Source organism: Sphingomonas sp. GW821-FHT09E03 (assembly GCF_059416225.1).
Genome location: NZ_JBWKOS010000002.1, coordinates 629,188 through 652,461 on the forward strand (window position 1 = coordinate 629,188; position 23,274 = coordinate 652,461).

Here is a 23,274-nt window from a genome sequence, read left to right on the forward strand (position 1 = left end):
GAGCCCAGGCGCACCGGCCACGCTCACCGACTCGGCGAGCCCTTAGTGCATCGCCCCGCGCAGCACGGCGCGGCAGCCCTGCACCTGGGGCTCATATTCCACGATGGTCTGCAGGCTTTGCGCCATCGCCCGGATCAGCTTGGTGCCAAGCCCGGTGCCCTTGGGGGTTGCGTCGACAACGATGCCGCAGCCATCGTCCTCCACCACCAGCAGGAACACGTCGCCGTCCTCGCGGCGCAGCGCGACCCGCACCTCGCCGGCGCTGTTCGGATAGGCATATTTGCACGCGTTGGTGACGAGTTCGGTGACGATCACGCCGAGCGATACCGCCTTGTCGGTCGACAGCCGGATCGGGTCGGCGACCAATCGCAGAGCGTGCGGCGCCGAGTCGCTCGACAGCGTCTCGGCCAGCTCGTCGACCAACGAGCCGAGATATTCCTGCATGTCGACGCTCTCGACGTCATTGGCCGAATAGAGCCGGCGGTGGACCTGCGCGATCGCGCCGATCCGGCGCTGGGTGTCGTCCAGCGCCGCCCGCGCGGTCGGATCGCCGAGCGCACTCGCCTGCAGCCGGACCATCGCCGACACTAGCTGCAGCGAATTGGCGACGCGGTGATTAACCTCGCCGAGCAGCGCCTCGAGCCGGGCGTTGCTGGCGCGCAGGTCCGCCTCCACCGCCGCCTTGCCGTGCTCGAGCGCGGCACGGTCGCGCACCTGCTCGAAGGTCGCGGCGAGCAGGTCGAAGAAGTCGTCGCCTACCGTCTTGACCACATAGTCGGCCGCGCCTGCCTTGAGCGCCGCGACCGCGATCCGGCCCTCTTCCGAGCCGGTGACATAGACCACCGGCGGCACGTCGGCCTGCTCGCGCAGCCGCTCCAGCGTCTCCAGCCCGTCCATACCCGGCATGTAATGGTCGACCGCGATCAGTTCGAACCGCTCGGCGGCGGCAGCCGCGATGCCCTCGCTGCCGCTCTCGGCCAGCGTCACCCGATAGCCGCGCCGCTCCAGCGCGCGCTTCGCCAGCCGGCGAATGCCCGCATCGTCATCGATATAGAGGACGTTGGGGAGGGGGGCGGCAGGGTCGGTCACTGATCCTCGACTTCGGGCACCTGGATCACCGACAGGAACAGGCCGAGTTGGCGGATAGCCTGAGCGAAGCTCTCATAATTGACCGGCTTGGTGATGTAGACGTTGCAGCCGAGGTCGTAGCAGCGCTGGATCTCCACCTTGTCGTCGGTGGTGGTCAGCACCACCACCGGGGTCCGCTTCAGCGGGCTGCCCTCGGCCTTGATCCGGGTGAGGATGTCGGTGCCACTCATGTCGGGCAGGTTGAGATCGAGCAGCACCAGCGCCGGGCCGTTCTTGGCGGGACCATCGGGCGCATCGAACAGGAATTCGAGCGCCTGGGTACCGTCGGTGAAATGCTTGATGTCGTTGAGGATGCCGGCGCGGCGGATGTTCTTCTCGATGAGGCGCGCATGGCCTTCATCGTCCTCGATCATCACGATGCCGACGGTTTGATGAGCGTTCATGACCGTTTTTCCTGCGCTTCGAATTGCCGGGGAAGATTGACCCGGAAGGTGGAGCCCTCGCCGAGCTGCGACTCGACGTCGATGGTGCCGCCGAGGCGGTAGGCCAGTGCCCGGACATGGGCGAGGCCGATGCCTTCGCCCGGCTGGTCCTGCTGGCCGGAGCGGCGGAACAGATCGAAGATGCGTTCGTGATCGCGCGGATCGATGCCGCGGCCGTTGTCGGTGACCGCCACGATCACCCGGCCGCGCGCTTCCTCACCCGAGACGTGGATCGCGCCGGCGCGCCCGGGCTGGAGGTATTTGGTCGCATTCTCGATCAAGTTGGAGAGGATCTGCTCAAGCGCGACGCGATCGGTGGTCAGCGTCGGCAGCGGCCGTGCGATGGTGAGCGTCACGCCGCGGTCGTCGAGCACATGCTGCATCGATCCGGCGATCGCCTCGATGATCGCGTCGGTGGCCAGCGGCTCGGGCGTGATCACGCGCCGGCCCTCGCGCGACAGCTTGAGGATGGCGTTGATCAGCCGGTCCATCTTCTGGGTGGAGGTGCGGATAAAGCCGATCGCCTCCGGCAAATCCTCGCGCGCCGCCAGCCGGGCCTCGTCGGTGACGATCTCGGGGCATTGCGTCTCGGCGCGGCCGACCAGTTCGGCAAGCGGCGCGGTTGCCGCCTCGAGTTCGGCGGTAAAGCCCATCACGTTGACGAGCGGCGAGCGCAGATCGTGGCTGACGATATAGGCAAAGCGCTGGATCTCTTCATTGGCCCGCGAGAGATCGGCAGTGCGTTCGGCGACGCTCGCCTCGAGCCGCTCGTTGAAGCTACGCAGCGAGTCGCGCGAGCTGGTCAGGTTTGCCGTATAGCGCCGCACCGTGACGAAGGAGGCGATCGCCACCAGCACCAGCAGCACGGCGGCGAGGAGCAGGATCGCATAGAACGTCCGCAGGCTGAGCTGCTGGGCCTCGTCGCGCACACCCAGCAGCCGGCGCTCCTCGTCGGTCATGGCAGTGAAGCGCTGGCGGATCGCGGTGAGCCGCCGCACGCTCGTCTCCTTGCGGAACGAGGCGTAAGCAGCTGCCGTCTGCCCGCTATCGACCAGCGCCATGGTGCGGGTGCGCTGCCCGAGCAGCGCGGCGATCGAGCGGCGCAATGCGATCATGTTGGCAATCTGGCGCGGATTGTCCCCGGTCAGCGTCGATACCCGGTCGAGCGCTGGCGCGAGTGCGCCGGCGGCGCGGTCATAGGCGGTACGATAGGCGGGATCGGCGGCGAGCAGATAGCCGCGCCGCGATGCCTCGCTCTGCTCCACCAGCCGCTGCGCGGTGCCGACCGCGATCTCCACCTCATAGGTGTGAGAGACCCAGCGGCTGTGGTCCTGGCTCTGCCCGGTTACCCAGGCGGCAGCGATGCCGGCCGCCACCAGCGCCACGAAACCCAGGGCCATGAACGACACCAGCACGCGGCTGAAGCGCTCTTCGGAGACGACGAAGTGGTTCCTGACGGTACGCAGCACGAAGGGCGCTTTAGGGCAGGATTGGACAACTGGCCAGTGTTGCTGCCTAAACCTCTATAGAAGCAGGTCCTGGGCTCCCGCCTTGCCAACGCTGCCGCCGCCGCGCCGCCGGTCCATCTCGTGATTGGCGGTAAAGCGGATGTCGGGATCGCGATCGGTGAGGAAGCCCATCAGCGTCTCATGATCGAGCTCGCGCCATTCCTTGCCGCGATCCGGGCCGTAGCGCACCCGCGGGATCAGCCCGGGATCGCGCGACCAGTCGATCAATTGCGCCAGGCTGGCCTCGTTGAGCTGGTCGCGCAGGTGGAAGGCGGTGACATAGGCGTCGGGGAACGCCCGATGCGCCGGCAGGCCGCGCTGCTGGTCGATCCCCTCGGGCCGCCGCCAGTAGCGCAGCACCTGGTTGGAGAAGCTCGGGCTGCCCGGCCACATCCGCAGCGCGCATTTCCACGTGCAGATCCATTCGGCGCCATGGGTCAGCGCCGCGGTGCAGAATTGCTGCTCGAAATCGGCGCGGTGCGCGGCGAGCGCGACGCGGCGCGGATAAGGGTCGAGCACGCGGCGGGCGACGTCATGCCACCACGGTGCCTCGGCCACGTCTTCGTCGGAGATATGATGGATCGCCTGGGTGATCGGCGGGATCGCCCGGCCGGGGTTGACCAGGATCGATCCGCCCTCGCCCTCCAGCTCCCAGCGGCCATCGGCCTGCAGCGCGACGTCCTGCCAGCCGATTTCGCACACGCCGTGCGCAGGCGGCGCGCTGCCGGTGGTTTCAAGGTCGATGACGCGGACGATCTGGGGCGTGGGCCGGGTGGGAGAGCGCATTGCCCTCCAGATGGGGCATGACGGGCGATTACGCCAGCCCGGCCGCGATCACCGCAGGTACGGATCCTCGGCGTCCATATCCAGCTCGCGCACCCCGCGGCGTTGACGTGCGCGGTCGACCAGCTTGCGGATCCCCTCGCGGCGCTCGCGCGCGGCGGGCACGTCGCGCAGCACGAACGCGCGGTGACCGGTGGTGCGATCGGACGAGGTGATGGTGATGGTGCCGAGATCGGTAAGCTGGTTGACCAGCGAGTAATCGACGCGGACGTCCTTGATCCGGTACAGCTCGATCTCGTCGATCGATTTCATGATCAGCCCGCGCTTCACGATCAGCCGCTGGTCGGTGATCTCGTAGGACGACGCGACATTCTGCAACCAGCGGATCGCGATGATCACCAGGCCGACGCCGACCAGGCACAGCAGCAGCGTGCCCCAGCCGGCAAAGCTGCCAAGCAGCCAGCGCCCGGTGCTCGCGCGGAAGCTGTCGACATCGCGCTCGGCTGTGTAAGTCCCCACCATGGCCTAACCCTATTCGCCGGCCGGCCACTGTCAATCGCGGCTGATGCCGGAGGCGGCAAGTTGCGCATCGAGCCCTGCCAGCAACCGCCCGAGCGCCGCCGCGTCGCTCGCCTCGGCCCGCGCGGTGAGCAGATCCTGAGTGTTGGAGGCGCGCAGCAGCCACCAACCGTCCACCGTCGAGACGCGCAGGCCATCGGTGGTGTCGATCGCCGCGTCGTCGGCGCGCAGTCGGGCCAGTACCTCGTCGATCACCGCCTGCTTGCGGCTCGCCGCCACCGCAAAGCGCAGGTCGGGGGTGTTGACCAGCTCGGGCATCGCGCTGCGCAAGGCGGTGAGCGAGCGACCCGACAGATGCACCGCGCGAATCAGCTGCACCGCCGCGTAGAGCGCGTCGTCGAAGCCGTAATAATCGTCGCCGAAGAAGATGTGGCCGCTGAGTTCGCCTGCGATCGGCGCCCCCGTCTCGAGCATCTTCTCCTTCATCGGGCTGTGACCGGTGCGCGCCATGATCGGCTGGCCGCCGAGCGCCGCGATCCGCGCGAACAAATAATCGGAGGATTTGACGTCGGCTACCACCGGCGCGCCGGGCAGGGCGGCGAGCACCGGTTCGACCAGCAGCGCCAGGATCTGGTCGCCCCACAAGGTCCGGCCCTGCGCGTCGACCACCGCGATCCGGTCCGCATCGCCATCGAAAGCGACACCGAAATCGAGGTTTTTGTCCGCGACCAGCCGCTTAAGATCGGCCAGATTGGCTTCTTCGGCAGGATCGGGATGATGATGGGGAAAATGGCCGTCTACCTCGGCGAACAGCATATGATGCTCACCCGGGAGGAGCTCGACCAGCTTCTCCAGCGCCGGGCCGGCGGCGCCATTGCCGCAATCCCAGCCGATCCGGTAAACGCCGCCGGCATAGCCCGCCATCAGCCGGCCGACATAGGCCTGGACCACGTCGACCTCGGTCATGCTGCCGCGCTCGCTGGCGGGAGCCGCTTCGCCCAGCGCCGCAATTGCCGCCAGATCTCGGATGTCGCCGCCGAAAAACGAGCGATGCTGCAGCACCATCTTGAAGCCATTGTCGTCGCGGGGATTGTGGCTGCCGGTTACCTGGATGCCGCCATCCACTTCTAGGCTGGCCTCGGCATAATAGAGCATCGGCGTCGGCCCGACGCCGATCCGCACCACGTCGACCCCGCCGGTGGTAAGCCCGTCGACCAGCGCCGCCTCCAGCGCCGGCGACGACAACCGCCCGTCACGCCCCACCGCCACCCGGCGCCCGCCCGCCTGGCGCACGCGGCCGGCGAACGCGAGGCCGACGGCACGAGCATCGGCGGCGAACAAGGTCTGCCCGGTAACGCCGCGAATGTCATATTCGCGCAGGATGCTGGGGTGGAAACGATGGGACATCCTGGCTCCTGGGCGCGCGTGAAGCGATCGACGATAAGGGATGGACCGTGTGCCGTCATCCCGGCAGCGGGAACTGTGCCGCACCCGCTCATCCGTCATCCCGGCGAAAGCCGAATATCGTGGAGGAGGGCTAGTTGGCGGAGGCCCTGCCGCAATCCGTCAGGTCCCCGTTCGACCTGCCGGCCTCACTCCACCCGGTCTAGCGACTTGAGCAACAGGTCCCGCGCGGCGTTGACGCGGCGGGCGAGGTCCACCGATCCGCCGCGATCGGGATGAACCTGCGCCGCCAGCCGGCGATGCGCGGCGCGGATCGAATCGGCATCGGCGCCGCGCTCGACGCCCAGCACCGCGCGCGCCTCGGCGACGTCACTGACCGGCAGGCGCTTGGGTTTGCGCAACAATTGCCACACGCCCCAGATCACCACGAGCGCGACGATCCACTTCATCAGGCGGCCACTACCGGTGCCGCCGCCTCGGGCAGCTGCAGCGCCGCCATCATCTCGCGCAGTTCCTGGCGCGCGGCGACATGGCCGAGGCCCATCGCGCCGAATTCCTTGGAATCGATCATCGTCAGGCCCGACGGGAACAGCTCGCGATAGACCACACGCTCGCCGAGCCCCGGGATGATGCGGAAGCCGACCCGCTTGGCAAGCTGGCCGAGTGCATCGGACACCCGGCGCATGTTGCGCGCCTCGATATGCTGCAGGCGATTGCGCAGCACCACCCAGTCGATCTGGGTGCCGTCGGCGCGAGCGCGCTGCTTGCGCGCGTCCCAGATCAGCTCCGAATAGAAGGAGGGGCGGGTGACGTTGAAGGTCTCAGGATCGACCTGGCCGATCAGGTCGAAGTCGACGAAGCTGTCGTTCATCGGCGTCACCAGCGTGTTGGACAGCGCCGCTGCGGTGCGCGCGAAATAATCGTCGCGGCCGGGGGTGTCGACCACCAGGAAGTCGGTGCCGTCGGACAGTTCGGCCCACAGCCGTTCGAACACCGCCTCGGTCTCGCCGTCATGGGTCGCATGGATCGGCATCGGCAGCGCGCTGCCGGTGCGCTTCATCGTGGCGGCGCGATTGTCGAGATAACGGCCGACGGTGCGCTGGCGGTGATCGAGATCGAGGCACGCCACGCGCGATCCCTTGGCGGCGAGCGCGATCGCGACGTGAACCGCCGTGGTCGATTTGCCGGTGCCGCCCTTCTCGTTGGCGAACACAATCACATGAGGCCCTGAGGGCACGGGTCGTTTCCTTGTTGATCGCTGTTCAGTGCCTCCATAGAAGCCGCGCGCTCATTGTTCGAGGGGGTTTAGGTGCAGACGGTTCGGGATCTGAAGAGCCTGCGCTCGAGCGTGGCCGAGTGGCGCGCAGAGGGCGCGCGAATCGCGCTGGTGCCGACGATGGGCGCGCTCCATGCGGGACACATGGCGCTGATCGAGGCGGCACGGCGCCCGGGCACCAAGGTAGTGGCGTCGATCTTCGTCAATCCGATCCAATTCGGTGCCAATGAGGACCTCGCCAAATACCCGCGGCGCGAGGCGGCGGATGCGCGGATGCTCGCCGAGGCGGGCTGCGACCTGCTCTGGCTGCCGTCGGTCGAGGCGATGTATCCCGAGGGCTTCGCGACCAGCGTCAGCGTCTCAGGGGTCAGCGACGGGCTCGATGGCGCTGCGCGTCCCGGTCATTTCGACGGGGTCGCCACCGTCGTCACCAAGCTGTTCAACCAGGTCGGCGCCGATGCAGCTTACTTCGGCGAGAAGGATTTCCAGCAACTCGCGGTCATCCGCCGGCTGGCGGTCGACCTCGACATGGCCATCGAGGTGGTCGGTGTACCCACCCAGCGTGACGACGATGGCCTCGCGCTGTCATCGCGCAACATCTATCTCGACGACGACCAGCGCGCCAAAGCGGTAGCGCTGCCGCGCGCGCTCGGCGTCGCGGCGCGTGCGATTGCCAAGGGCGAGGACGTTGCCGCGGTGCTCGACGATGCGCGCAGCGCGCTCGCCGCGGCGGGCTTCGAGGTCGATTACGTCGAGCTGGCCGATGCCGAATCGCTCACGCCTGCTCCCGGCCCCGAGCGGCCACGGCGGCTGCTTGCGGCGGCGCGGATGGGTACGACACGGTTGATCGACAATATCGGAATCGAGCCTAATTGTTGATCAAACTGGTTTTAATTGCGTTAACCATTTCGTAGTAGGACTCGGGCCAGGGTGCTCTCATCAACGATGGGGGCATCCAATGGGCACCAGCCTGAACAACGCGCGAATTCTGATCGACAGCCGGACCGCCGATGCGGCCCGCGGCAAGCCGGACGCGCTGTTCGATCTTGGCATCTGCTATTCGACCGGCACTGCCGGAGTCGCGATCGATCTGATCGAGGCGCACAAGTGGTTCAACCTGGCGGCCGTCGCCGGACTCGGCGAAGCCGCCGATGCGCGTGCCGAGATTGCCGGCAACATGACCATGCGCCAGATCGCCGAAGCCCAGCGCCAGGCCCGCGCCTGGATGGGCAGCACCCAGCGCCGCGCCGCCTGAACACGCCTTGGTGATGCCGGACGCGTGCCGGCATTGGCGGGATGCGCGCCAAGCACATGCTTGCGCGGGAAAGGCACCTGCCCAACCCTAACCGTCATGCTGAACTCGTTTCAGCATCCATGGCCCATCAAGCGGTAAGTGCCCGCGGGCAGTGCAGGCCATGGATCCTGAAACAAGTTCAGGATGACGATGGCATGAGTTGCCCGTGCCGGGACCGGACGAGACGGCCGACGTCACTGCCGTCCAACCGTCATCCCGGCCAAAGCTGGGATCTCGTGCCGCAAGCGGTCAGGCCTCGCTCAAGATCCCACTTGCGCTCGGTGACGAGTGAACACCTGTCGCTGCCGGCGCAGAATCACGCCGTGCAACGATGCTATTTCGCGGCCGCCGCCTTCTTCGCCGCAATTTTCTTTGCCGGTGCCTTCTTCGCTGCGACCTTCGTCGCCGGTGCCGCGCCATCAGTCTTCTTCGCTGGCGCCTTCTTGGCGGCCGGCTTCTTGGCTGCCGCCTTCTTCTTCTTGGGCGGCGCCGCGGCAGCACGCGCGTCGATCAGCTGCGCGGCCTCCTCCAGCGTCAGCGCCTCGGGCGTGATCGACTTGGGCAGGGTCGCGTTGGTCTCGCCATCGGTAACGTAGGGGCCGTAGCGCCCCTCCATCAGCTTGATCTCGGCCTCGGTGCGCGGATGCTTGCCGAGTTCCTTGAGCGGCGCCCGCGCCGCGCCGCGCGCCGGGCGGCCACCGCCCGCCGCGGCCTCGGCGAGCTTCACCACCGCGGCGTTCATGCCAGTCTCGAACACCTCGGCGGTCGAGGTCAGCCGCGCATATTTGCCGCTATGCGCCAGATAGGGGCCGTAGCGCCCGATCGAGGCGGTGATCGGCTCGCCCGTCTCCGGATGCGTGCCCACCGTCCGCGGCAGGCTGAGCAGCTTCAGCGCCCATTCCAGGTCCATCTCGCCGATGTCCTTGGGGATGGACGCGCGCTTGGCGTCCTTGCCCTCGCCGAGCTGGATATACGGGCCGAATCGCCCCGACTTGCGCTCCACCTCGAGCCCCGTCGCCGGATCCTTGCCCAGCCCTTCGGGGCCGCTGTCCTCGCCATCCTCGCCGCCAGGTTGCGCGAAGCGACGGGTGTATTTGCACTCCGGATAGTTGGAGCAGGCGATGAACGCGCCGAACTTGCCGCCGCGCAGCGCCAGCTTGCCCGCCTCGCACTTCGGGCACAGCCGCGGGTCGCTGCCGTCCGCCTTGTCGGGGAACAGATAGGGCGCGAGGAACTGGTCTAGCTCGGCGGTGATCGCCGAGGGCTGCTGCTCCATCACCTCGGCGGTGCGCGGCTTGAAATCGCGCCAGAACGCCTCGAGCACCGCCTGCCACTGCGCGCGGCCACCGGAGACGTCGTCCAGCTCCTCCTCGAGCTCGGCCGTATAATCGAAGCCGACATATTTCTCAAAGAATCGCTCGAGGAACGCCGTCACCAGCCGGCCGCTCTCCTCGGCGAAGAAGCGGTTCTTCTCGACGCGGACGTAGCTCCTGTCCTTCAGTGTCTTGATGATCGAGGCGTAGGTGGAGGGGCGGCCGATGCCGAGCTCCTCCATCCGCTTGACCAGGCTCGCCTCGGAGAAACGCGGCGGCGGCTGGGTGAAATGCTGTTCGGCGTTGACCGCCTTCTTGGCCGGAGCATCGCCCTCGCGCAGCCGCGGCAGCCGGCGCGATTCCTCGTCCTGGCCGGTCTCGTCGGTGCCTTCCTCGTAGAGCGCGAGGAAACCGGGGAACAGCACCACCTGCCCGGTCGCGCGCAAGCTGGTGCGGCCGGTGCCCTCGCTCAGCTCGACACTGGTCCGCTCCATCCGCGCCGACGCCATCTGGCTGGCGAGCGCGCGCTTGAACACGAGGTCGTAAAGCCGGGCATGATCGCCCGAGCCGATCCGGTCGCGGCTGAAATCGGTCGGCCGGATCGCCTCATGCGCTTCCTGCGCGTTTTTCGCCTTGGTTTGATACTGGCGCGGCGAATCGGGGACGTAGGAGGCGTCGTAGCGGTTGGCGATCGCAAGCCGTGCTGCGGAGATGGCGCTGCCGTCCATCTGCACGCCGTCGGTGCGCATATAGGTGATCGCGCCGTCCTCGTAGAGGCCCTGTGCGATCCGCATGGTGTGGTCCGCCGAGAAGCCGAGCTTGCGCGCCGCCTCCTGCTGCAGGGTCGAGGTGGTGAAGGGCGGCGGCGGGTTGCGGCTGGCGGGCTTGGTCTCGACCGACTGGACCGAGAACCGACCGTCCTCGACGGCGGTCTTCGCGCGCAAGGCATCGCCTTCGTTGCCGATCGACAGGCGATCGACCTTCTTGCCCTCGAACTGGCTCAGTCGCGCCACGAACGGCGTGCCGTCATGCTCCATGTCGGCGGTGACCGACCAATATTCCTGAGGCACGAACGCCTCGATCTCGCGCTCGCGGCCGACGATCAGCCGCAGCGCCACCGACTGCACCCGGCCCGCCGATTTGGCGCCGGGCAGCTTGCGCCACAGCACGGGTGAGAGGGTAAAGCCGACCAGATAGTCGAGCGCGCGCCGTGCCCGATAGGCGTCGATCAGATCGGTATCGAGCTCGCGCGGGTGCTGCATCGCGGTCGTCACCGCGGCCTTGGTGATGGCGTTGAAGGTGACGCGCTGGACGTCCTTGGGCAGCGCCTTGCGGTTGCGCAGCACTTCCTGGACGTGCCAGCTGATCGCCTCGCCCTCGCGATCGGGATCGGTGGCGAGGATCAGCCGGTCGGCGGTCTTGGACAGATCCGCGATCGCTTTCAGTTGCTTGGACTTGTCGGCGTAGTTTTCCCACTCCATCGCAAAGCCCTCGTCCGGGTTCACCGAACCGTCTTTGGCGGGAAGGTCGCGGACATGGCCGTAGCTCGCGAGAACGCGATAGTCCGAACCGAGATACTTCTCGATGGTCTTCGCCTTGGCGGGCGATTCGACAATAACTAGCTGCATGGGGAAACTACGGGTCCTTACGTGTACGCGTACGAGGATGGGGAGCCGCGGCGCCGCTCGTCAAGCGCCGCTGTCGTGCAGGCTCACCCTGCCGCCGGCGTGACGCTCCAGCCGGCCGGCAAGTTCCAATTCGAGCAGCACCGTTTGCACCACCGCCGGCGACGCACCCGCCAGGCGGATCAGCTCGTCGATCACCACCGGCACCGGCCCGAGCAGCGTGGTAAGCCGCGTCCGCTCGGCATCGGTGGCATCTGCCGGCGGCGGGCCGGCGAACGACGGGGCGGGCGAGCGCACGGCGCGCGGGTCGAACGGGCGGATCTGCTCGAGGATGTCCTCGGCGGTCTGGACCAGCGTCGCGCCCTCGCGGATCAGCAGGTTGCAGCCTTGCGCGCGCGGGTCGAGCGGGCTGCCCGGTACCGCCATCACCTCGCGCCCGGCCTCGGTGGCGAGCCGCGCGGTGATCAGCGAGCCCGAGCGCGGCGCGGCCTCCACCACCACCGTCCCGAGCGACAGCGCGGCGATGATTCGGTTGCGGTAGGGAAAGTGCCGCGCCCGCGGCTCGGTGCCCGGCGGCTGCTCAGCAACGAGCAGGCCGTCGCGCGCAATCCGCTCCTGCAGCTCGGCATTTTCTGGCGGGAAGACGACGTCGATACCGCTCGCGATCACGCCAACGGTGCGTGGCAGGGCGCCGCCGTGGGCCGCGGTGTCGATCCCGCGGGCTAGGCCCGACACCACCGTCACGCCCTCGGTGCTCAGCGCATGACCAAGCGCGCGCGCCATCCGGCACGCCGCCGCCGAGGCGTTGCGCGCGCCGACGGTGGCGACGCAGCTCTGGCTGGCCAGCGCGACGTCGCCGCGGACGATCAGCGCCGCCGGCGCATCGTCGATCTGCGCCAGCAGCGCGGGATAAGCGGGATCGTCGAGGAACAGATAATGCGCGCCGAGCCGCGCCGTTGCCGCCATTTCGCGCTCGATCGCGGCGGGCGCCGGCACCGCCGGTGCCTGGCCGCCGCCGCGCCGCGCCAGCGCAGGCAGGGCATCGAGCGCCGCCTCGGCGCTGCCGAACCGGCCGAGCAGCTGCCGATAGGTGACCGGGCCGATCCCGGCGGTGCGAAGGAGACGGAGCCGCGCGGAGGCGGCGTCAGCCATGCTGGCGCCCGATACGCGGCTCGGTGCCAGTCATCAGCCGCTCGATATTGGGGCCGTGCTTCCACAGCACGATCACCGCCAACCCGAGCAGCAGCATCACCAGATCAAACCGCCCGAACAGCGCCGCCGCCACCGGCGCACTCACCGCCGCCGCCATCCCCGCCACCGACGATACACGCACGGTCGCGAGCAGGCCGAGCCAGACGGCCGCGTAGATCAGCCCGAGCGGCCAGTAGAGCGCCACGGCGATGCCCATCAGCGTCGCCACGCCCTTGCCGCCATTGAAGCGCAGCCAGACCGGATAACAATGGCCGACAAAGGCGGCCGCGGCCGCGATCAGCGCATTGCCGGGGAACAGCGCCTCGACGATCCACACCGCCGCGGCGCCCTTCAGCATGTCGAGCAGCAGGGTCGCCGCCGCCAGCCCCTTGCGGCCGGTGCGCAGCACATTGGTGGCGCCGATATTCCCTGAGCCGATGGTGCGCAGGTCGCCCGCACCGCCAAGCCGCGTCAGGATCACGCCGAAAGGAATCGAGCCCAGCAGATAGCCGAGCACGAGTGCGCAAGCGGGTGCTAACCAGAATATCGCTGTCGGCACATCGTCCCCCTTGCCAACATACATAGGGAATGGGGCAAAAATCGGCAACAACCTCCATCAGGCCGGTTCTATTGATGCTGGTGTGTCAGCCGCCGATCGCGGCACTTGCCTTGCCCGTCGCACCGCATATGGCGGCGATCATGGATCGTCGCCCCATTCTGTTCTTCGATTCGGGCGTCGGCGGCCTGTCGATCGTCGCGCCGGCCCGGGCACTGCTGCCGACCGCGCCATTCATTTATGCCGCCGACTCGGCAGGCTTTCCTTATGGCATCAAGACCGAGGCGGAGATCGCCGCGCGGGTGCCGGCGCTGCTTGGGCGGCTGGCGGAGCGCTACCGCCCGCGGCTGATCGTCATCGCCTGCAACACCGCCTCCACCATCGCGTTGCCGGCGGTCCGTGCCGCGCTCGATCTTCCGGTGGTCGGCACGGTGCCTGCGATCAAGCCTGCCGCGGCGCTGAGCCTGACCCGCACGATCGGTGTGCTCGGCACCGACGCCACCGTGCGCCAGGCCTATGTCGATGATCTGGCCGCGCGGTTCGCGGGCGATTGCACCGTAATCCGCCACGGCTCGGCGGCGCTGGTCGAACTGGCCGAAGCCAGGCTCCACGGTCTCCCGACCGCGCGCCCCGCCTATGCCGCGGTGCTCGCCGGCCTGTTCGGCCAGCCCAGTGGCGACCGGATCGACGTTGTCGTCAACGCCTGCACGCACTTTCCGCTGGTCGAGGCCGAACTTGCCGCTGCGGCGCCGCACCCGGTGCGCTTCGTCGATGGCGGCGCGGGCATCGCGCGGCGCATCGCCCATCTTACCGATGGCGATGCATGGCCCGAGCAGGCGCCGCCGGGGATTGCCGTGTTCACCCGGCTCGGCGCCGCCGAGCGCGCGCTCACCCCAGCGCTGACGGCGCGGGGCTTTGCCACGCTGGCCGAACTGTGACACTGCCCTGGGACAATTTGACCAAGGTCAATCAGGTCTTGATCGATTACGGATAGTGGCCAAATTGCCTGGCATCGGGCGGGGCGGAGGCGTAGCGACTGCGATCATGACTGTGGACGGTACCGACACGCAGCGCGTGGATTATTCGCGCGTCTTCACCCAGGCGATCGATCGTCTCCATGCCGAGGGCCGCTATCGCGTCTTCATCGACATCCTCCGCAACAAGGGGATGTTCCCCAATGCCCGGTGCTTTGCCGGGCATAACGGCCCCAAGCCGATCACCGTCTGGTGCTCCAACGACTATCTCGCCATGGGCCAGCACCCCAAGGTGATCGAGGCGATGGAAGCGGCGCTGCACGATGTCGGCGCCGGTTCCGGCGGTACCCGCAACATCGGCGGCAACACCCATTACCATGTCGATCTCGAGGCGGAGCTCGCCGATCTCCACGGCAAGGAGGCGGCGCTGCTGTTCACCAGCGGCTATGTCTCCAATGAGGCGACGCTGTCGACGCTCGCCCGGCTGCTGCCCGGCTGCGTGATCTTTTCGGACGAGCTCAACCACGCCTCGATGATCGCGGGCATCCGCAACTCGGGCTGCGAGAAGCGGATTTTCCGCCACAACGATCTCGCGCATCTCGAGGAGCTGCTCGCCGCCGAGGATCCCGCCGCGCCCAAGCTGATCGCGTTCGAGAGCGTCTATTCGATGGAAGCGGACGTCGCGCCGATCACCGCGATCTGCGACCTCGCCGACAAGTATAACGCGCTGACCTATCTCGACGAGGTCCATGCCGTCGGCATGTACGGCCCGCGCGGCGGCGGCATCTCCGAGCGCGACGGCGTCGCCGATCGGCTGACGATCATCGAGGGCACGCTCGGCAAGGCATTCGGCGTGATGGGCGGCTATATCGCCGCGGACCAGACCATCGTCGATGTCATCCGCAGCTATGCGCCGGGCTTCATCTTCACCACCTCGCTGTCGCCGGTGCTGGTCGCGGGCGTGCTAGCCAGCGTCCGCCACCTCAAGGCGTCCGCGGTCGAGCGCGAGGGCCAGCAGGCCTCGGCGACCCTGCTCAAGACGATGTTCGTCGAGGCCGGCCTGCCGGTGATGCTCGGTGAGACGCATATCGTGCCGGTGCAGGTCGGCGATCCGGTCAAGGCCAAGAAGATCAGCGACATCCTGCTCGCCGAATATGGCGTCTACGTGCAGCCGATCAATTATCCGACCGTGCCGCGCGGCACCGAGCGGCTGCGCTTCACCCCCGGCCCGAACCACGACGCGGCGATGATGCGCGACCTCACGGGCGCGCTGGTGGAGATCTGGAGCCGGCTCGAGTTGCGCAAGGCGGCGTGACCGGCGCTACGCGCCGGCAACGGCGGCCATTCAGCCGAGCGTGATCGACGCAGCCGTCGTCGGCACGGCGAGCGGCTCGGTGAAGCGCACGACGCTGCGCTGGCGATAGGTCTCCCCCGCCGGATCCGCCATGACGTGGATCACCTGCGGGGCGAGATCCACCACCCAGTAATGCGGAATGCCGCTGCGGGCATAAGCGGCCAGCTTCTCCCCCAGGTCGCGGCCGAGCGTGGTCTCGGCAATCTCCACCGCCAGGATCACGTCCGCCGGATCGACCGCGCGGTCGCTGGCGACGTCCGGGATCGTCACCGCAATGTCCACCGCGCGCACATTATGCTCGTCCAGCTGCACGATCAGGTCGATCGCCAGCCTTGCCGTGCCCGCGTAAAGCGGCAGCAGCTGCGCGAACAGCCGCCCATTGGCCTCCCCGTGCGCCATGTACGCAGGCATCATCTTGATGATCTCCCCTGCAACCAGCTCTACGCGCAGGTCAGAGAAGGCGCCCGCATTCACCATGCGCAGGAACTCGGCGGCGGTGAACCCGCCCGCGACGGCCGCGGCTTCGATCCGGACGAGTGATTTCATGGGCTTGGCATAACAGATCGGCGCGACGCTGTCCTACACGCCGCTGGAATGCTAGGCGTTGTGGATCTTTCTCATCGTCGCCGGAATCGAAACGATCGAAGTTGAGGATCGACTGTTTGGATGACAACTTTCTCAACTTGTCTCCCGGCAACGGTCGTGCCGCCGCGGGCGTCCGGCGCCGCAAGCCCGTCACCTTGATCCCCGCTGAGGCTGGCCAAGCGGCCGTCGCGGCGGTAAGGGCGCAAGCCATCCCGTCACCCGCCGAAAAGGCTCCTGTCGCCGTGCGCATTGCCATCGCCTCCGATCACGCCGCCGTGTCGCTCAAGGCGACGCTTGCCGCCTGGCTGCGCGACGCCGGCCACGAGGTGCTCGACTGCGGCACCGATGGCAGCGCCAGCGTCGACTATCCTGACTATGGCTATGCCGTTGCCCAGGCGCTCGCCGATGGCCGCGCGGATCGCGGCGTCGCCCTGTGCGGCTCGGGGATCGGCATCTCGATCGCCGCCAACCGCCATCCCGCCTGCCGTTGCGCATTGGTGTCGGAGCCGCTCTCGGCCGAGCTCGCGCGGGTCCACAACGATGCCAATGCCATCGCCATGGGCGCCCGCCTGATCGGCGAGGAGATGGCCAAGGCCTGCCTCGCCGCCTTCCTTGCCGCCGAGTTCGCCGGCGGCCGCCACCAGCAGCGGGTCGACAAATTGTTCGCCCCCACGATCCAGACCGGCGGCGCGCCCGCCAAGGAGTTCGCATGAGCACCCAGCCTCAAGACCTGCACGCCGTCCAGTTTGATGGCTTCTTCACCCGCGGCCTCGCCGAGGCGGATCCTGCGGTGTTCGCCGGCGTGGCGCATGAGCTGACCCGCGAGCAGACCCAGGTCGAGCTGATCGCGTCCGAGAACATCGTCAGCCAGGCGGTGCTCGAGGCGCAAGGCTCGGTGTTCACCAACAAATATGCCGAAGGCTATCCCGGCAAGCGCTATTACCAGGGCTGCGCCCCCTCCGACGAGGTCGAGACGCTGGCGATCGAGCGCGCCAAGCAGATCTTCGGCTGCGGCTTCGCCAACGTCCAGCCGCATTCGGGCGCGCAGGCCAATGGCGCGGTGATGCTGGCGCTGGTCAAGCCGGGCGAGACCATCCTCGGCATGAGCCTCGATGCCGGTGGCCATCTCACCCATGGCGCGCGTGCGGCGATGAGCGGCAAGTGGTTCAACGCGGTTCAATATGGCGTCGATCCGGTCACCCATCTGATCGACTATGACCAGGTCGAGGCGCTTGCGGTCGAGCATAGCCCCAAGCTGATCATCGCCGGCGGTTCGGCCTATCCGCGCGTCATCGATTTCGCCCGCTTCCGCGCCATCGCCGACAAGGTCGGGGCCTACTTCATGGTCGACATGGCGCATTTCGCCGGCATCGTCGCCGCCGGGCTGCACCCGACTCCGTTCGGCCACGCGCACGTCGTCACCACCACCACCCACAAGACGCTGCGTGGTCCCCGTGGCGGCATGATCCTTACCGATGACGAGGCGCTGGCCAAGAAGCTCAATTCGGCGGTGTTCCCCGGCCTCCAGGGCGGGCCGCTGATGCACGTCATCGCCGCCAAGGCGGTCGCGTTCGGCGAGGCGCTGCGCCCCGATTACAAGAGCTACATCGCTGCGGTGGTGGAGAATGCCAAGGTGCTCGCCGCCACCCTCAAGGAGCGCGGCAGCGATGTCGTCTCGGGCGGCACCGATACCCATTTGGCGCTGATCGATCTCACCCCGCTCGGCATCACCGGCAAGGATGCCGACGAGGCGCTCGAGCGCGCCGGCATCACCTGCAACAAGAACGGCATCCCCAACGATCCGCTGCCGCCGGTCAAGACCAGCGGCATCCGCGTCGGTACCCCTGCGGGCACCACCCGCGGCTTTGGCCCCGCCGAATTCCGCGAGATCGGCAACATGGTCGCCGACGTGCTCGACGGCCTCGCCGCCAAGGGCGAGCACGGTGACGCCGCCGTCGAGGCGAATGTGCGGGAACGGGTTGCGGCGCTGTGCGCTAGGTTCCCCATCTACCAGCGTTAAGGAAGACCGATGAGCAAGATCGACGACGTCCAGGCTACCGTCAAGAACACCCCCGGCCTCGGCAAGCAGATGGTGAAGTATGGCGCGATCGGCGCGGTGATCGCGATCCCGGTGCCGTTCGTCGGCCCGGTGCTCGGCGCGCTGGTCGGCGCCGGCGTGGCCTATGCGAGGCGCGACAAGATCTAAATGCGCTGCCCCTTCTGCGGACATGAAGACAGCCAGGTGAAGGACAGCCGCCCCACCGAAGATGGGGCGGCGATCCGGCGCCGGCGCCAGTGCGAGGGCTGCGCCGCGCGCTTCACCACCTTTGAGCGGATCCAGCTGCGCGACCTGTGGGTGGTCAAGAGCGCCGGCACCGACGGCCTGCGCCGCGAGCCGTTCGACCGCGAGAAGCTGCTCCGCTCGGTGTCGATCGCCACCCGCAAGCGGCCGATCGAGCCGATCCGCATTGAGAAGCTGGTCAGCGGTATCCAGCGCCAGCTCGAGACCACCGGTGACAGCGAGGTCTCGTCCAAGCGCATCGGCGAGATGGTGATGGAGGGGCTGAAGGGGCTCGATTCGGTCGCTTATATCCGCTTCGCCAGCGTCTACCGCGATTTCAGCGAGGCGCGCGATTTCGAGCAGTTCGCCGGCAGTGTCGAAGAGGCGGGGCGCAGCTGATGGCCGGCCTGCCCCCCGTCATTGTCCTGGTCCGCCCGCAATTGGGCGAGAATATCGGCAAGGCCGCCCGCGCCATGCTCAATTTCGGCCTCACCGAGATGCGCCTCGTCACTCCCCGCGACGGCTGGCCCAACCCACAGGCCGGCCCGGCGGCGAGCGGCGCCGATGTCGTGCTCGAACGCGCGATGGTGTTCGACAGCGTCGCCGCCGCGGTCGCCGATTGCGGCCATGTCTATGCCACCACGGTGCGCAAGCGCGGGGTCACCAAGCCGGTGGTGACCCCCGAAGTGGCAGCGCGGGCGATCCACGCCAATGCCGCCGCCGCCCGCTCGGCGATCCTGTTCGGCCCGGAGCGGTCGGGCCTCGAAACCGACGATGTCGCGCTCGCCGGCAGCATCATCACCGTGCCGATCAACCCCGAGTTCGGGTCGCTCAACCTCGCCCAGGCGGTGATCCTGGTCGCTTATGAATGGTCGAAGGGCGAGGCCCTGGCGCAGCCGTCGCTCACCGATCTCGATCCCCCGGCGCCCCACGGCGAGCTCGAGGGCATGATGATGCAGCTCGACGAGATGCTCGAGGCCGCCAACTTCTTCTTCCCGCCAGACCGGGTGCCCACCAGCAAGCGGACTTTGCGGACGCTGCTCACCAAGCCCGGCTGGTCGTCGCAGGAGGTGCGCACCATGCGCGGCGTGCTCTCGGCCTTGGACGGCGCCAAGCGCCGGCGGGGCGGGAACTGACGGCCGCCGTTCAGCGCTGGTCGAACGCCGCCAGTTCGTAGGCGATCGACGCTTCCACCAGCGTCTCCCACATGGCGGCAACGGCGTCGGCCGGCAGCCCCAGCCGCCCGGCTTCGGTGACCGCCTGGTCGATCACCGCGGTCTTGCGGGCCTCGTCGCGAACATGGCCGCGCTCGGGTTTGATCCGGGCGGCGGCGTCCATATAGTCGAAGCGGCGGCGCAGCATCGCCACCAGCTCGGCATCGAGCCGGTCGACGCCGGCGCGGACCTCGGCCATGGTGGTGCAGTCGGGGCCGGCGAGAATGGAGCTGGTCATGCCGCTTCTTAGTAAGGCTGCCATCGCTGTCCAGCGGTTGACGCGGGTTCCGCTTTCTGACAGAGGCCGCGGCTTCGCGATTGGCCCCGCATCCCGGTGAAGCGGTGGCCCTGTCGGTGTGTTCGCACGCCGTGCAGAGCGATACCGGGAACTACGTTGTTAGCCATTGCCAAGGAATAGATATGTCGAAGCGCCATAGCGCCAAGCACAAGCTCGATCGCCGGATGGGCGAGAACATCTGGGGCCGTCCCAAGTCCCCGGTGAACAAGCGTGAATACGGCCCCGGCCAGCACGGCCAGCGCCGCAAGGGCAAGGTGTCGGACTTCGGCATCCAGCTGCGCGCCAAGCAGAAGCTCAAGGGCTATTACGGCGACGTCACCGAGAAGCAGTTCAAGGCCTGCTACACCGAGGCCGCCCGCATGAAGGGCGATACCTCGCAGAACCTGATCGGCCTGCTCGAGCAGCGTCTCGACATGATCGTCTATCGTGCCAAATATGCGCCGACGATCTTCGCCGCACGCCAGCTGGTCAGCCACGGTCACGTTCGCGTCAACGGCACCAAGTGCAACATCGCCTCGCGTCGTTGCTTCACCGGTGACGAGATCACGCTCGGCAAGAAGGCGCAGGAAATGGCGCTGGTGCTCGAGGCGCAGAGCCTCGCCGAGCGCGAGATTCCCGACTATGTCGCGCCCGACGGTGCCGCCAAGGTCACGCTGACCCGCGTGCCGACGCTCGACGAAGTGCCCTATCCGGTAAAGATGGAGCCGAACCTGGTCGTCGAGTTCTACTCGCGCTGATCGGTTCTCCTTCATGAGATGACAAGAGGGCGGCCTTTCGGGGTCGCCCTTTTTCGTTCGTGGACAAGCGCGACGGCCCGCGTCACAAGCTCGACCCAATGTTGCCCGTACCGGAGTGTTCCATGCGTCGCCTCGTCCTCGCCGCCCTGCTCGCCACCTCCACCGCGGCCGGCGCGCAGACCGTGCCCCAAGCGCCGACCATCCCGATCGAGACGATGAAGGAGGTCACCAAGACGCTGTCTTCCGACGCCTTCGAGGGCCGGGCGCCCGGCAGCGCCGGCGAGGACAAGACGCTCGCCTATCTCCAGGTGCAGTTCGCCAAGGCCGGGCTGAAGCCGGGCAATCACGGCAAGTGGCTGCAGGACGTGCCGCTGGTCGAGATCGCCGCCAAGAACGTCTCGGCCCTCACCTTCACCGGCGGCAAGACCCCGCTCAGCTTGGCCTTCGGGCCGGACATGGTACTCAGCACCTACCGCGTCACCTCGCATGTCGAGATCAAGAACAGCGACGTGGTATTCGCCGGCTACGGCATCGTCGCCCCCGAAAAGGGCTGGAACGACTATGCCGGGCTCGACGTGAAGGGAAAGACGGTGATCGTGCTGATCAACGATCCCGACTGGCAGACCCCGACCCTCGACGGCCCGTTCGGCGGGCGGGCGATGACCTATTACGGCCGCTGGACCTACAAATATGAGGAGGCCGCGCGCCAGGGTGCCGCGGCGGTGATCATCGTCCACGATACCGAGCCGGCCGCTTATGGCTGGAACGTCGTCCAGTCGAGCAATACCGGCCCCAACCAGGTCGCCGATGCCGCCAACGGCCATATGGACGACGTCGCCGCGCATGGCTGGATGCAGCTCGACAAGGCGCGGGCGTTGTTCGCGAGCGCCGGCCGGAACTTCGACCAGCTCGCCGCCGCCGCCAAGGTCAGGGGGTTCAAGCCGATGCCGCTCGGCGTGAAGGCTTCGGTGTCGTTCGACAATGCGATCAAGAAGCACATCTCGCACAATGTAATCGGCATCCTGCCGGGGGCGACGCGGCCGAACGATTATGTGCTGCTGTCGGGCCATTGGGATCACCTTGGCCATTGCACGCCCGTCAACGGCGACGACATCTGCAACGGCGCCGTCGACAATGCGACCGGCACCGCGGCGCTGGTCGCGCTGGCGCAGGCCAATGTGAAGGCGGGGCCGCCAAAGCGGACGATGGTGTTCATCGCGCTGACCGCCGAGGAATCGGGGCTGCTTGGCTCCGAATATTACGGCAACAACCCGGTCTATCCGCTGGCGCAGACCGTGGGCGGCGCCAACATGGATGCGCTGAGCATGGCCGGCCCGAGCCACGACGTCACCGTGATCGGCCTCGGCAAATCGGAGCTCGACGGCTACCTCGAGGCGGCGCTGAAGCAGCAGGGCCGCACCGCGACCCGCGAACCAACCCCCGAAAAGGGCTTCTATTATCGCTCGGACCATTTCAGCCTCGCCAAGCACGGCGTGCCGATGGTCTATTTTGAAGCCGGCATGGATCTGGTGAAGGGCGGCCGTGCCGCAGGCGAGGCTGCGGCCAAGGATTACGAGGAGCATCGCTACCACGCGCCGCAGGACGAATATGATCCCAACTGGGATTGGACGGGCGTCGAGCAGGACCTGCAGCTCTATTACAGCATCAGCCGCGGCCTTGCCGATGGCGATGCTTGGCCGAACTGGACCCCGGGCGACGAGTTCCGCGCCATCCGCGACAAGAGCCGCGTTGCGCTGACGGGAGCCGCCAAGTGACGCTCGTGCCGCCCGCCGAATGGGCGCATCACAAGGCGGTATGGATCGGTTTCCCGAGCCATCCCGAGCTGTGGCAGGAGGATCTGGATCCGGCTCGCAACGAGGTCGTGGCCTTTGCCCGAGCCGTTCATGCCGACGGCCGCGGCGAGCAGGTGATCCTGGTCGCGGCCGACGAGGAAGCCGCCACCGCCGCGCGCCGCCTGGCATCGTTTGCCGACGTCATCATCGAGCCGTTCGGCGACATCTGGCTGCGCGACACCGCGCCGATTATCCTCGGCAATGGCACCGCGAGCGACTTCGAGTTCAACGGCTGGGGCGGCAAATACGATCTGCCGGGAGACGACACCATCGGGCTGCGCCTCGGCAAGCGGCTCGGCCGCCAGGTCGGCTATTGCAATTGGGTGCTCGAGGGCGGCGCGATCGACGGCGACGGCACCGGCACGGCGATCACCACCGAGCAATGCCTGCTCAACGCCAACCGCAACCCGACGCTGACCAAGGCACAGATCGAGGGGCGGCTGCGCGACGACCTCGGCTTCACCCGGGTCGTCTGGCTGGGCGAGGGGCTGCTCAATGACCATACCGACGGCCATGTCGACAACCTTGCCCGCTTCGTCGGCGAGGGCCGGGTGGCAATGCCCGAGGCGGTCGAGAACGACCCCAACTGGCTGGTCTACAAGAACGCCCAGCGCGATGCCCGCGCCGCGGGGCTCGAGGTGGTCACGGTGCCGTCACCCGGCCGCGTGCTGCGCGACGAGGAGATCGTGCCGGCGAGCTACATGAACTTCTACATCGGCAATGCCGCAGTGGTCGTGCCGATCTACGGCACCGAGCATGATCAACGCGCGGTCGCGGCGATCCAGGCGCTGTTCCCGGATCGCGAGGCGGTCGGCCTGCGCGCCGACAGCATTCTCACCGGCGGCGGCAGCTTCCACTGCATCAGCCAGCAGATACCGGGGTAGATGCCGGTGCCCCGGGGTTGCCGGGGCACCGGAAGCCGCACGGACTGGGGTGAC

Annotated in this window: 25 protein-coding genes; 12 read left to right on the forward strand and 13 right to left on the reverse strand. The window is 67.7% G+C overall.

What is annotated here, in order from left to right:
- Nucleotides 1-42: 42 nt before the first annotated feature.
- The 8 genes from AC07M8_RS07350 to AC07M8_RS07385 form a co-directional block, all read right to left on the reverse strand.
- A complete protein-coding gene (locus AC07M8_RS07350; RefSeq protein ID WP_495173696.1) occupies nucleotides 43-1,089 on the reverse strand; it encodes a sensor histidine kinase in 1,047 nt (348 codons plus the stop codon).
- On the reverse strand, nucleotides 1,086-1,532 hold the full coding sequence (locus AC07M8_RS07355) for a response regulator (RefSeq protein WP_267396308.1): 447 nt from the start codon (nucleotides 1,530-1,532) through the stop codon (nucleotides 1,086-1,088). Before AC07M8_RS07355 ends, AC07M8_RS07350 begins: the two co-directional genes overlap by 4 nt.
- On the reverse strand, nucleotides 1,529-3,040 hold the full coding sequence (locus tag AC07M8_RS07360) for a sensor histidine kinase (RefSeq protein ID WP_495173697.1): 1,512 nt from the start codon (nucleotides 3,038-3,040) through the stop codon (nucleotides 1,529-1,531). Before AC07M8_RS07360 ends, AC07M8_RS07355 begins: the two co-directional genes overlap by 4 nt.
- Before the next feature lie 54 nt (nucleotides 3,041-3,094).
- Nucleotides 3,095-3,865 carry a 3'-5' exonuclease gene (locus AC07M8_RS07365; RefSeq protein ID WP_495173698.1) on the reverse strand — a complete coding sequence of 257 codons (771 nt, stop codon included), beginning with the start codon at nucleotides 3,863-3,865 and terminating at the stop codon, nucleotides 3,095-3,097.
- Between the two features lie 48 nt (nucleotides 3,866-3,913).
- Nucleotides 3,914-4,384, reverse strand: a complete 471-nt coding sequence (locus AC07M8_RS07370) for a PH domain-containing protein (protein ID WP_495173699.1) — start codon at nucleotides 4,382-4,384, stop codon at nucleotides 3,914-3,916.
- Nucleotides 4,385-4,414: 30 nt separating this feature from the next.
- Nucleotides 4,415-5,788 carry a phosphoglucomutase/phosphomannomutase PgmG gene (gene pgmG, locus AC07M8_RS07375; protein ID WP_495173700.1) on the reverse strand — a complete coding sequence of 458 codons (1,374 nt, stop codon included), beginning with the start codon at nucleotides 5,786-5,788 and terminating at the stop codon, nucleotides 4,415-4,417.
- 185 nt (nucleotides 5,789-5,973) lie between these two features.
- Nucleotides 5,974-6,234, reverse strand: coding sequence for a J domain-containing protein (locus AC07M8_RS07380; protein ID WP_495173701.1), 261 nt, complete (start codon nucleotides 6,232-6,234; stop codon nucleotides 5,974-5,976).
- Entirely contained in the window at nucleotides 6,234-7,022 is a 789-nt protein-coding gene (locus AC07M8_RS07385; protein WP_495173702.1) for a division plane positioning ATPase MipZ, read from the reverse strand. The genes AC07M8_RS07380 and AC07M8_RS07385 overlap by 1 nt, the downstream gene beginning before the upstream one ends.
- Before the next feature lie 72 nt (nucleotides 7,023-7,094).
- Between AC07M8_RS07385 and panC the strand changes: the two genes are divergently transcribed.
- Together panC and AC07M8_RS07395 are read left to right on the forward strand one after the other, a co-directional pair.
- Entirely contained in the window at nucleotides 7,095-7,940 is an 846-nt protein-coding gene (gene panC, locus AC07M8_RS07390) for a pantoate--beta-alanine ligase (protein ID WP_495173703.1), read from the forward strand.
- Nucleotides 7,941-8,019: 79 nt separating this feature from the next.
- On the forward strand, nucleotides 8,020-8,316 hold the full coding sequence (locus AC07M8_RS07395) for an SEL1-like repeat protein (protein ID WP_495173704.1): 297 nt from the start codon (nucleotides 8,020-8,022) through the stop codon (nucleotides 8,314-8,316).
- 373 nt (nucleotides 8,317-8,689) lie between these two features.
- On the opposite strand, the gene topA is transcribed toward AC07M8_RS07395, so the two are convergent.
- From topA to plsY, 3 genes are read right to left on the reverse strand one after another with little or no spacing between them, the layout of a single operon-like run.
- Nucleotides 8,690-11,296, reverse strand: coding sequence for a type I DNA topoisomerase (gene topA / locus AC07M8_RS07400; RefSeq protein WP_495173705.1), 2,607 nt, complete (start codon nucleotides 11,294-11,296; stop codon nucleotides 8,690-8,692).
- A 60-nt stretch (nucleotides 11,297-11,356) separates the two neighbouring features.
- A complete protein-coding gene (gene dprA, locus AC07M8_RS07405; protein ID WP_495173706.1) occupies nucleotides 11,357-12,445 on the reverse strand; it encodes a DNA-processing protein DprA in 1,089 nt (362 codons plus the stop codon).
- Nucleotides 12,438-13,067, reverse strand: a complete 630-nt coding sequence (gene plsY, locus AC07M8_RS07410; protein ID WP_495173707.1) for a glycerol-3-phosphate 1-O-acyltransferase PlsY — start codon at nucleotides 13,065-13,067, stop codon at nucleotides 12,438-12,440. Before plsY ends, dprA begins: the two co-directional genes overlap by 8 nt.
- Nucleotides 13,068-13,183: 116 nt before the next feature.
- Here plsY and murI point away from each other — a divergent pair, with 116 nt between their 5' ends.
- Both murI and hemA read left to right on the forward strand, forming a co-directional pair.
- Nucleotides 13,184-13,978 (forward strand): glutamate racemase, encoded by a 795-nt coding sequence (gene murI / locus AC07M8_RS07415; RefSeq protein WP_495173708.1) that lies wholly within the window; start codon nucleotides 13,184-13,186, stop codon nucleotides 13,976-13,978.
- 106 nt (nucleotides 13,979-14,084) lie between these two features.
- Nucleotides 14,085-15,329: a 5-aminolevulinate synthase gene (hemA, locus tag AC07M8_RS07420; protein WP_495173709.1), complete on the forward strand. Its 1,245-nt coding sequence runs from the start codon at nucleotides 14,085-14,087 to the stop codon at nucleotides 15,327-15,329.
- Nucleotides 15,330-15,359: 30 nt separating this feature from the next.
- On the opposite strand, the gene AC07M8_RS07425 is transcribed toward hemA, so the two are convergent.
- Complete coding sequence (locus AC07M8_RS07425) at nucleotides 15,360-15,914, reverse strand: Uma2 family endonuclease (RefSeq protein ID WP_495173710.1); 555 nt, start codon at nucleotides 15,912-15,914, stop codon at nucleotides 15,360-15,362.
- Nucleotides 15,915-16,195: 281 nt separating this feature from the next.
- On the opposite strand from AC07M8_RS07425, the gene rpiB reads away from it, so the two are divergent.
- The 5 genes from rpiB to AC07M8_RS07450 are packed head-to-tail and all read left to right on the forward strand — an operon-like array spanning nucleotide 16,196 to nucleotide 19,370.
- Nucleotides 16,196-16,666 carry a ribose 5-phosphate isomerase B gene (gene rpiB, locus AC07M8_RS07430; protein WP_495173711.1) on the forward strand — a complete coding sequence of 157 codons (471 nt, stop codon included), beginning with the start codon at nucleotides 16,196-16,198 and terminating at the stop codon, nucleotides 16,664-16,666.
- Entirely contained in the window at nucleotides 16,663-17,973 is a 1,311-nt protein-coding gene (glyA, locus tag AC07M8_RS07435; protein WP_495173712.1) for a serine hydroxymethyltransferase, read from the forward strand. The genes rpiB and glyA overlap by 4 nt, the downstream gene beginning before the upstream one ends.
- 9 nt (nucleotides 17,974-17,982) lie before the next feature.
- Nucleotides 17,983-18,159, forward strand: a complete 177-nt coding sequence (locus AC07M8_RS07440; RefSeq protein WP_495173713.1) for a hypothetical protein — start codon at nucleotides 17,983-17,985, stop codon at nucleotides 18,157-18,159.
- Entirely contained in the window at nucleotides 18,160-18,633 is a 474-nt protein-coding gene (gene nrdR / locus AC07M8_RS07445) for a transcriptional regulator NrdR (protein ID WP_267396326.1), read from the forward strand. It abuts the gene before it with no gap.
- Nucleotides 18,633-19,370 carry an RNA methyltransferase gene (locus AC07M8_RS07450; RefSeq protein ID WP_495173714.1) on the forward strand — a complete coding sequence of 246 codons (738 nt, stop codon included), beginning with the start codon at nucleotides 18,633-18,635 and terminating at the stop codon, nucleotides 19,368-19,370. The genes nrdR and AC07M8_RS07450 overlap by 1 nt, the downstream gene beginning before the upstream one ends.
- Before the next feature lie 10 nt (nucleotides 19,371-19,380).
- Here the strand turns inward: AC07M8_RS07450 and AC07M8_RS07455 are convergent, their stop codons facing one another.
- A complete protein-coding gene (locus AC07M8_RS07455; protein WP_495173715.1) occupies nucleotides 19,381-19,686 on the reverse strand; it encodes a chorismate mutase in 306 nt (101 codons plus the stop codon).
- Between the two features lie 182 nt (nucleotides 19,687-19,868).
- Between AC07M8_RS07455 and rpsD the strand changes: the two genes are divergently transcribed.
- From rpsD to AC07M8_RS07470, 3 genes are all read left to right on the forward strand, one after another.
- Nucleotides 19,869-20,483 carry a 30S ribosomal protein S4 gene (rpsD, locus tag AC07M8_RS07460; protein WP_267396329.1) on the forward strand — a complete coding sequence of 205 codons (615 nt, stop codon included), beginning with the start codon at nucleotides 19,869-19,871 and terminating at the stop codon, nucleotides 20,481-20,483.
- A gap of 122 nt (nucleotides 20,484-20,605) precedes the next feature.
- Entirely contained in the window at nucleotides 20,606-22,258 is a 1,653-nt protein-coding gene (locus AC07M8_RS07465; protein ID WP_495173716.1) for a M28 family metallopeptidase, read from the forward strand.
- Nucleotides 22,255-23,220 (forward strand): agmatine deiminase family protein, encoded by a 966-nt coding sequence (locus AC07M8_RS07470; protein ID WP_495173717.1) that lies wholly within the window; start codon nucleotides 22,255-22,257, stop codon nucleotides 23,218-23,220. Before AC07M8_RS07465 ends, AC07M8_RS07470 begins: the two co-directional genes overlap by 4 nt.
- Nucleotides 23,221-23,274: the final 54 nt, after the last annotated feature.

What these genes read in the sequence shown, in the direction of transcription:
- AC07M8_RS07455 (WP_495173715.1), bottom strand. Translation starts at nt 19,686, where the DNA reads ATGACCAGCTCCATTCTCGCCGGCCCCGACTGCACCACCATGGCCGAG.
- AC07M8_RS07370 (WP_495173699.1), bottom strand. Translation starts at nt 4,384, where the DNA reads ATGGTGGGGACTTACACAGCCGAGCGCGATGTCGACAGCTTCCGCGCG.
- glyA (WP_495173712.1), top strand. Translation starts at nt 16,663, where the DNA reads ATGAGCACCCAGCCTCAAGACCTGCACGCCGTCCAGTTTGATGGCTTC.
- AC07M8_RS07440 (WP_495173713.1), top strand. Translation starts at nt 17,983, where the DNA reads ATGAGCAAGATCGACGACGTCCAGGCTACCGTCAAGAACACCCCCGGC.
- plsY (WP_495173707.1), bottom strand. Translation starts at nt 13,067, where the DNA reads ATGTATGTTGGCAAGGGGGACGATGTGCCGACAGCGATATTCTGGTTA.
- murI (WP_495173708.1), top strand. Translation starts at nt 13,184, where the DNA reads ATGGATCGTCGCCCCATTCTGTTCTTCGATTCGGGCGTCGGCGGCCTG.
- AC07M8_RS07465 (WP_495173716.1), top strand. Translation starts at nt 20,606, where the DNA reads ATGCGTCGCCTCGTCCTCGCCGCCCTGCTCGCCACCTCCACCGCGGCC.
- AC07M8_RS07425 (WP_495173710.1), bottom strand. Translation starts at nt 15,914, where the DNA reads ATGAAATCACTCGTCCGGATCGAAGCCGCGGCCGTCGCGGGCGGGTTC.
- rpsD (WP_267396329.1), top strand. Translation starts at nt 19,869, where the DNA reads ATGTCGAAGCGCCATAGCGCCAAGCACAAGCTCGATCGCCGGATGGGC.
- AC07M8_RS07380 (WP_495173701.1), bottom strand. Translation starts at nt 6,234, where the DNA reads ATGAAGTGGATCGTCGCGCTCGTGGTGATCTGGGGCGTGTGGCAATTG.
- AC07M8_RS07395 (WP_495173704.1), top strand. Translation starts at nt 8,020, where the DNA reads ATGGGCACCAGCCTGAACAACGCGCGAATTCTGATCGACAGCCGGACC.
- AC07M8_RS07355 (WP_267396308.1), bottom strand. Translation starts at nt 1,532, where the DNA reads ATGAACGCTCATCAAACCGTCGGCATCGTGATGATCGAGGACGATGAA.
- AC07M8_RS07365 (WP_495173698.1), bottom strand. Translation starts at nt 3,865, where the DNA reads ATGCGCTCTCCCACCCGGCCCACGCCCCAGATCGTCCGCGTCATCGAC.
- nrdR (WP_267396326.1), top strand. Translation starts at nt 18,160, where the DNA reads ATGCGCTGCCCCTTCTGCGGACATGAAGACAGCCAGGTGAAGGACAGC.
- hemA (WP_495173709.1), top strand. Translation starts at nt 14,085, where the DNA reads ATGACTGTGGACGGTACCGACACGCAGCGCGTGGATTATTCGCGCGTC.
- pgmG (WP_495173700.1), bottom strand. Translation starts at nt 5,788, where the DNA reads ATGTCCCATCGTTTCCACCCCAGCATCCTGCGCGAATATGACATTCGC.
- AC07M8_RS07450 (WP_495173714.1), top strand. Translation starts at nt 18,633, where the DNA reads ATGGCCGGCCTGCCCCCCGTCATTGTCCTGGTCCGCCCGCAATTGGGC.
- topA (WP_495173705.1), bottom strand. Translation starts at nt 11,296, where the DNA reads ATGCAGCTAGTTATTGTCGAATCGCCCGCCAAGGCGAAGACCATCGAG.
- dprA (WP_495173706.1), bottom strand. Translation starts at nt 12,445, where the DNA reads ATGGCTGACGCCGCCTCCGCGCGGCTCCGTCTCCTTCGCACCGCCGGG.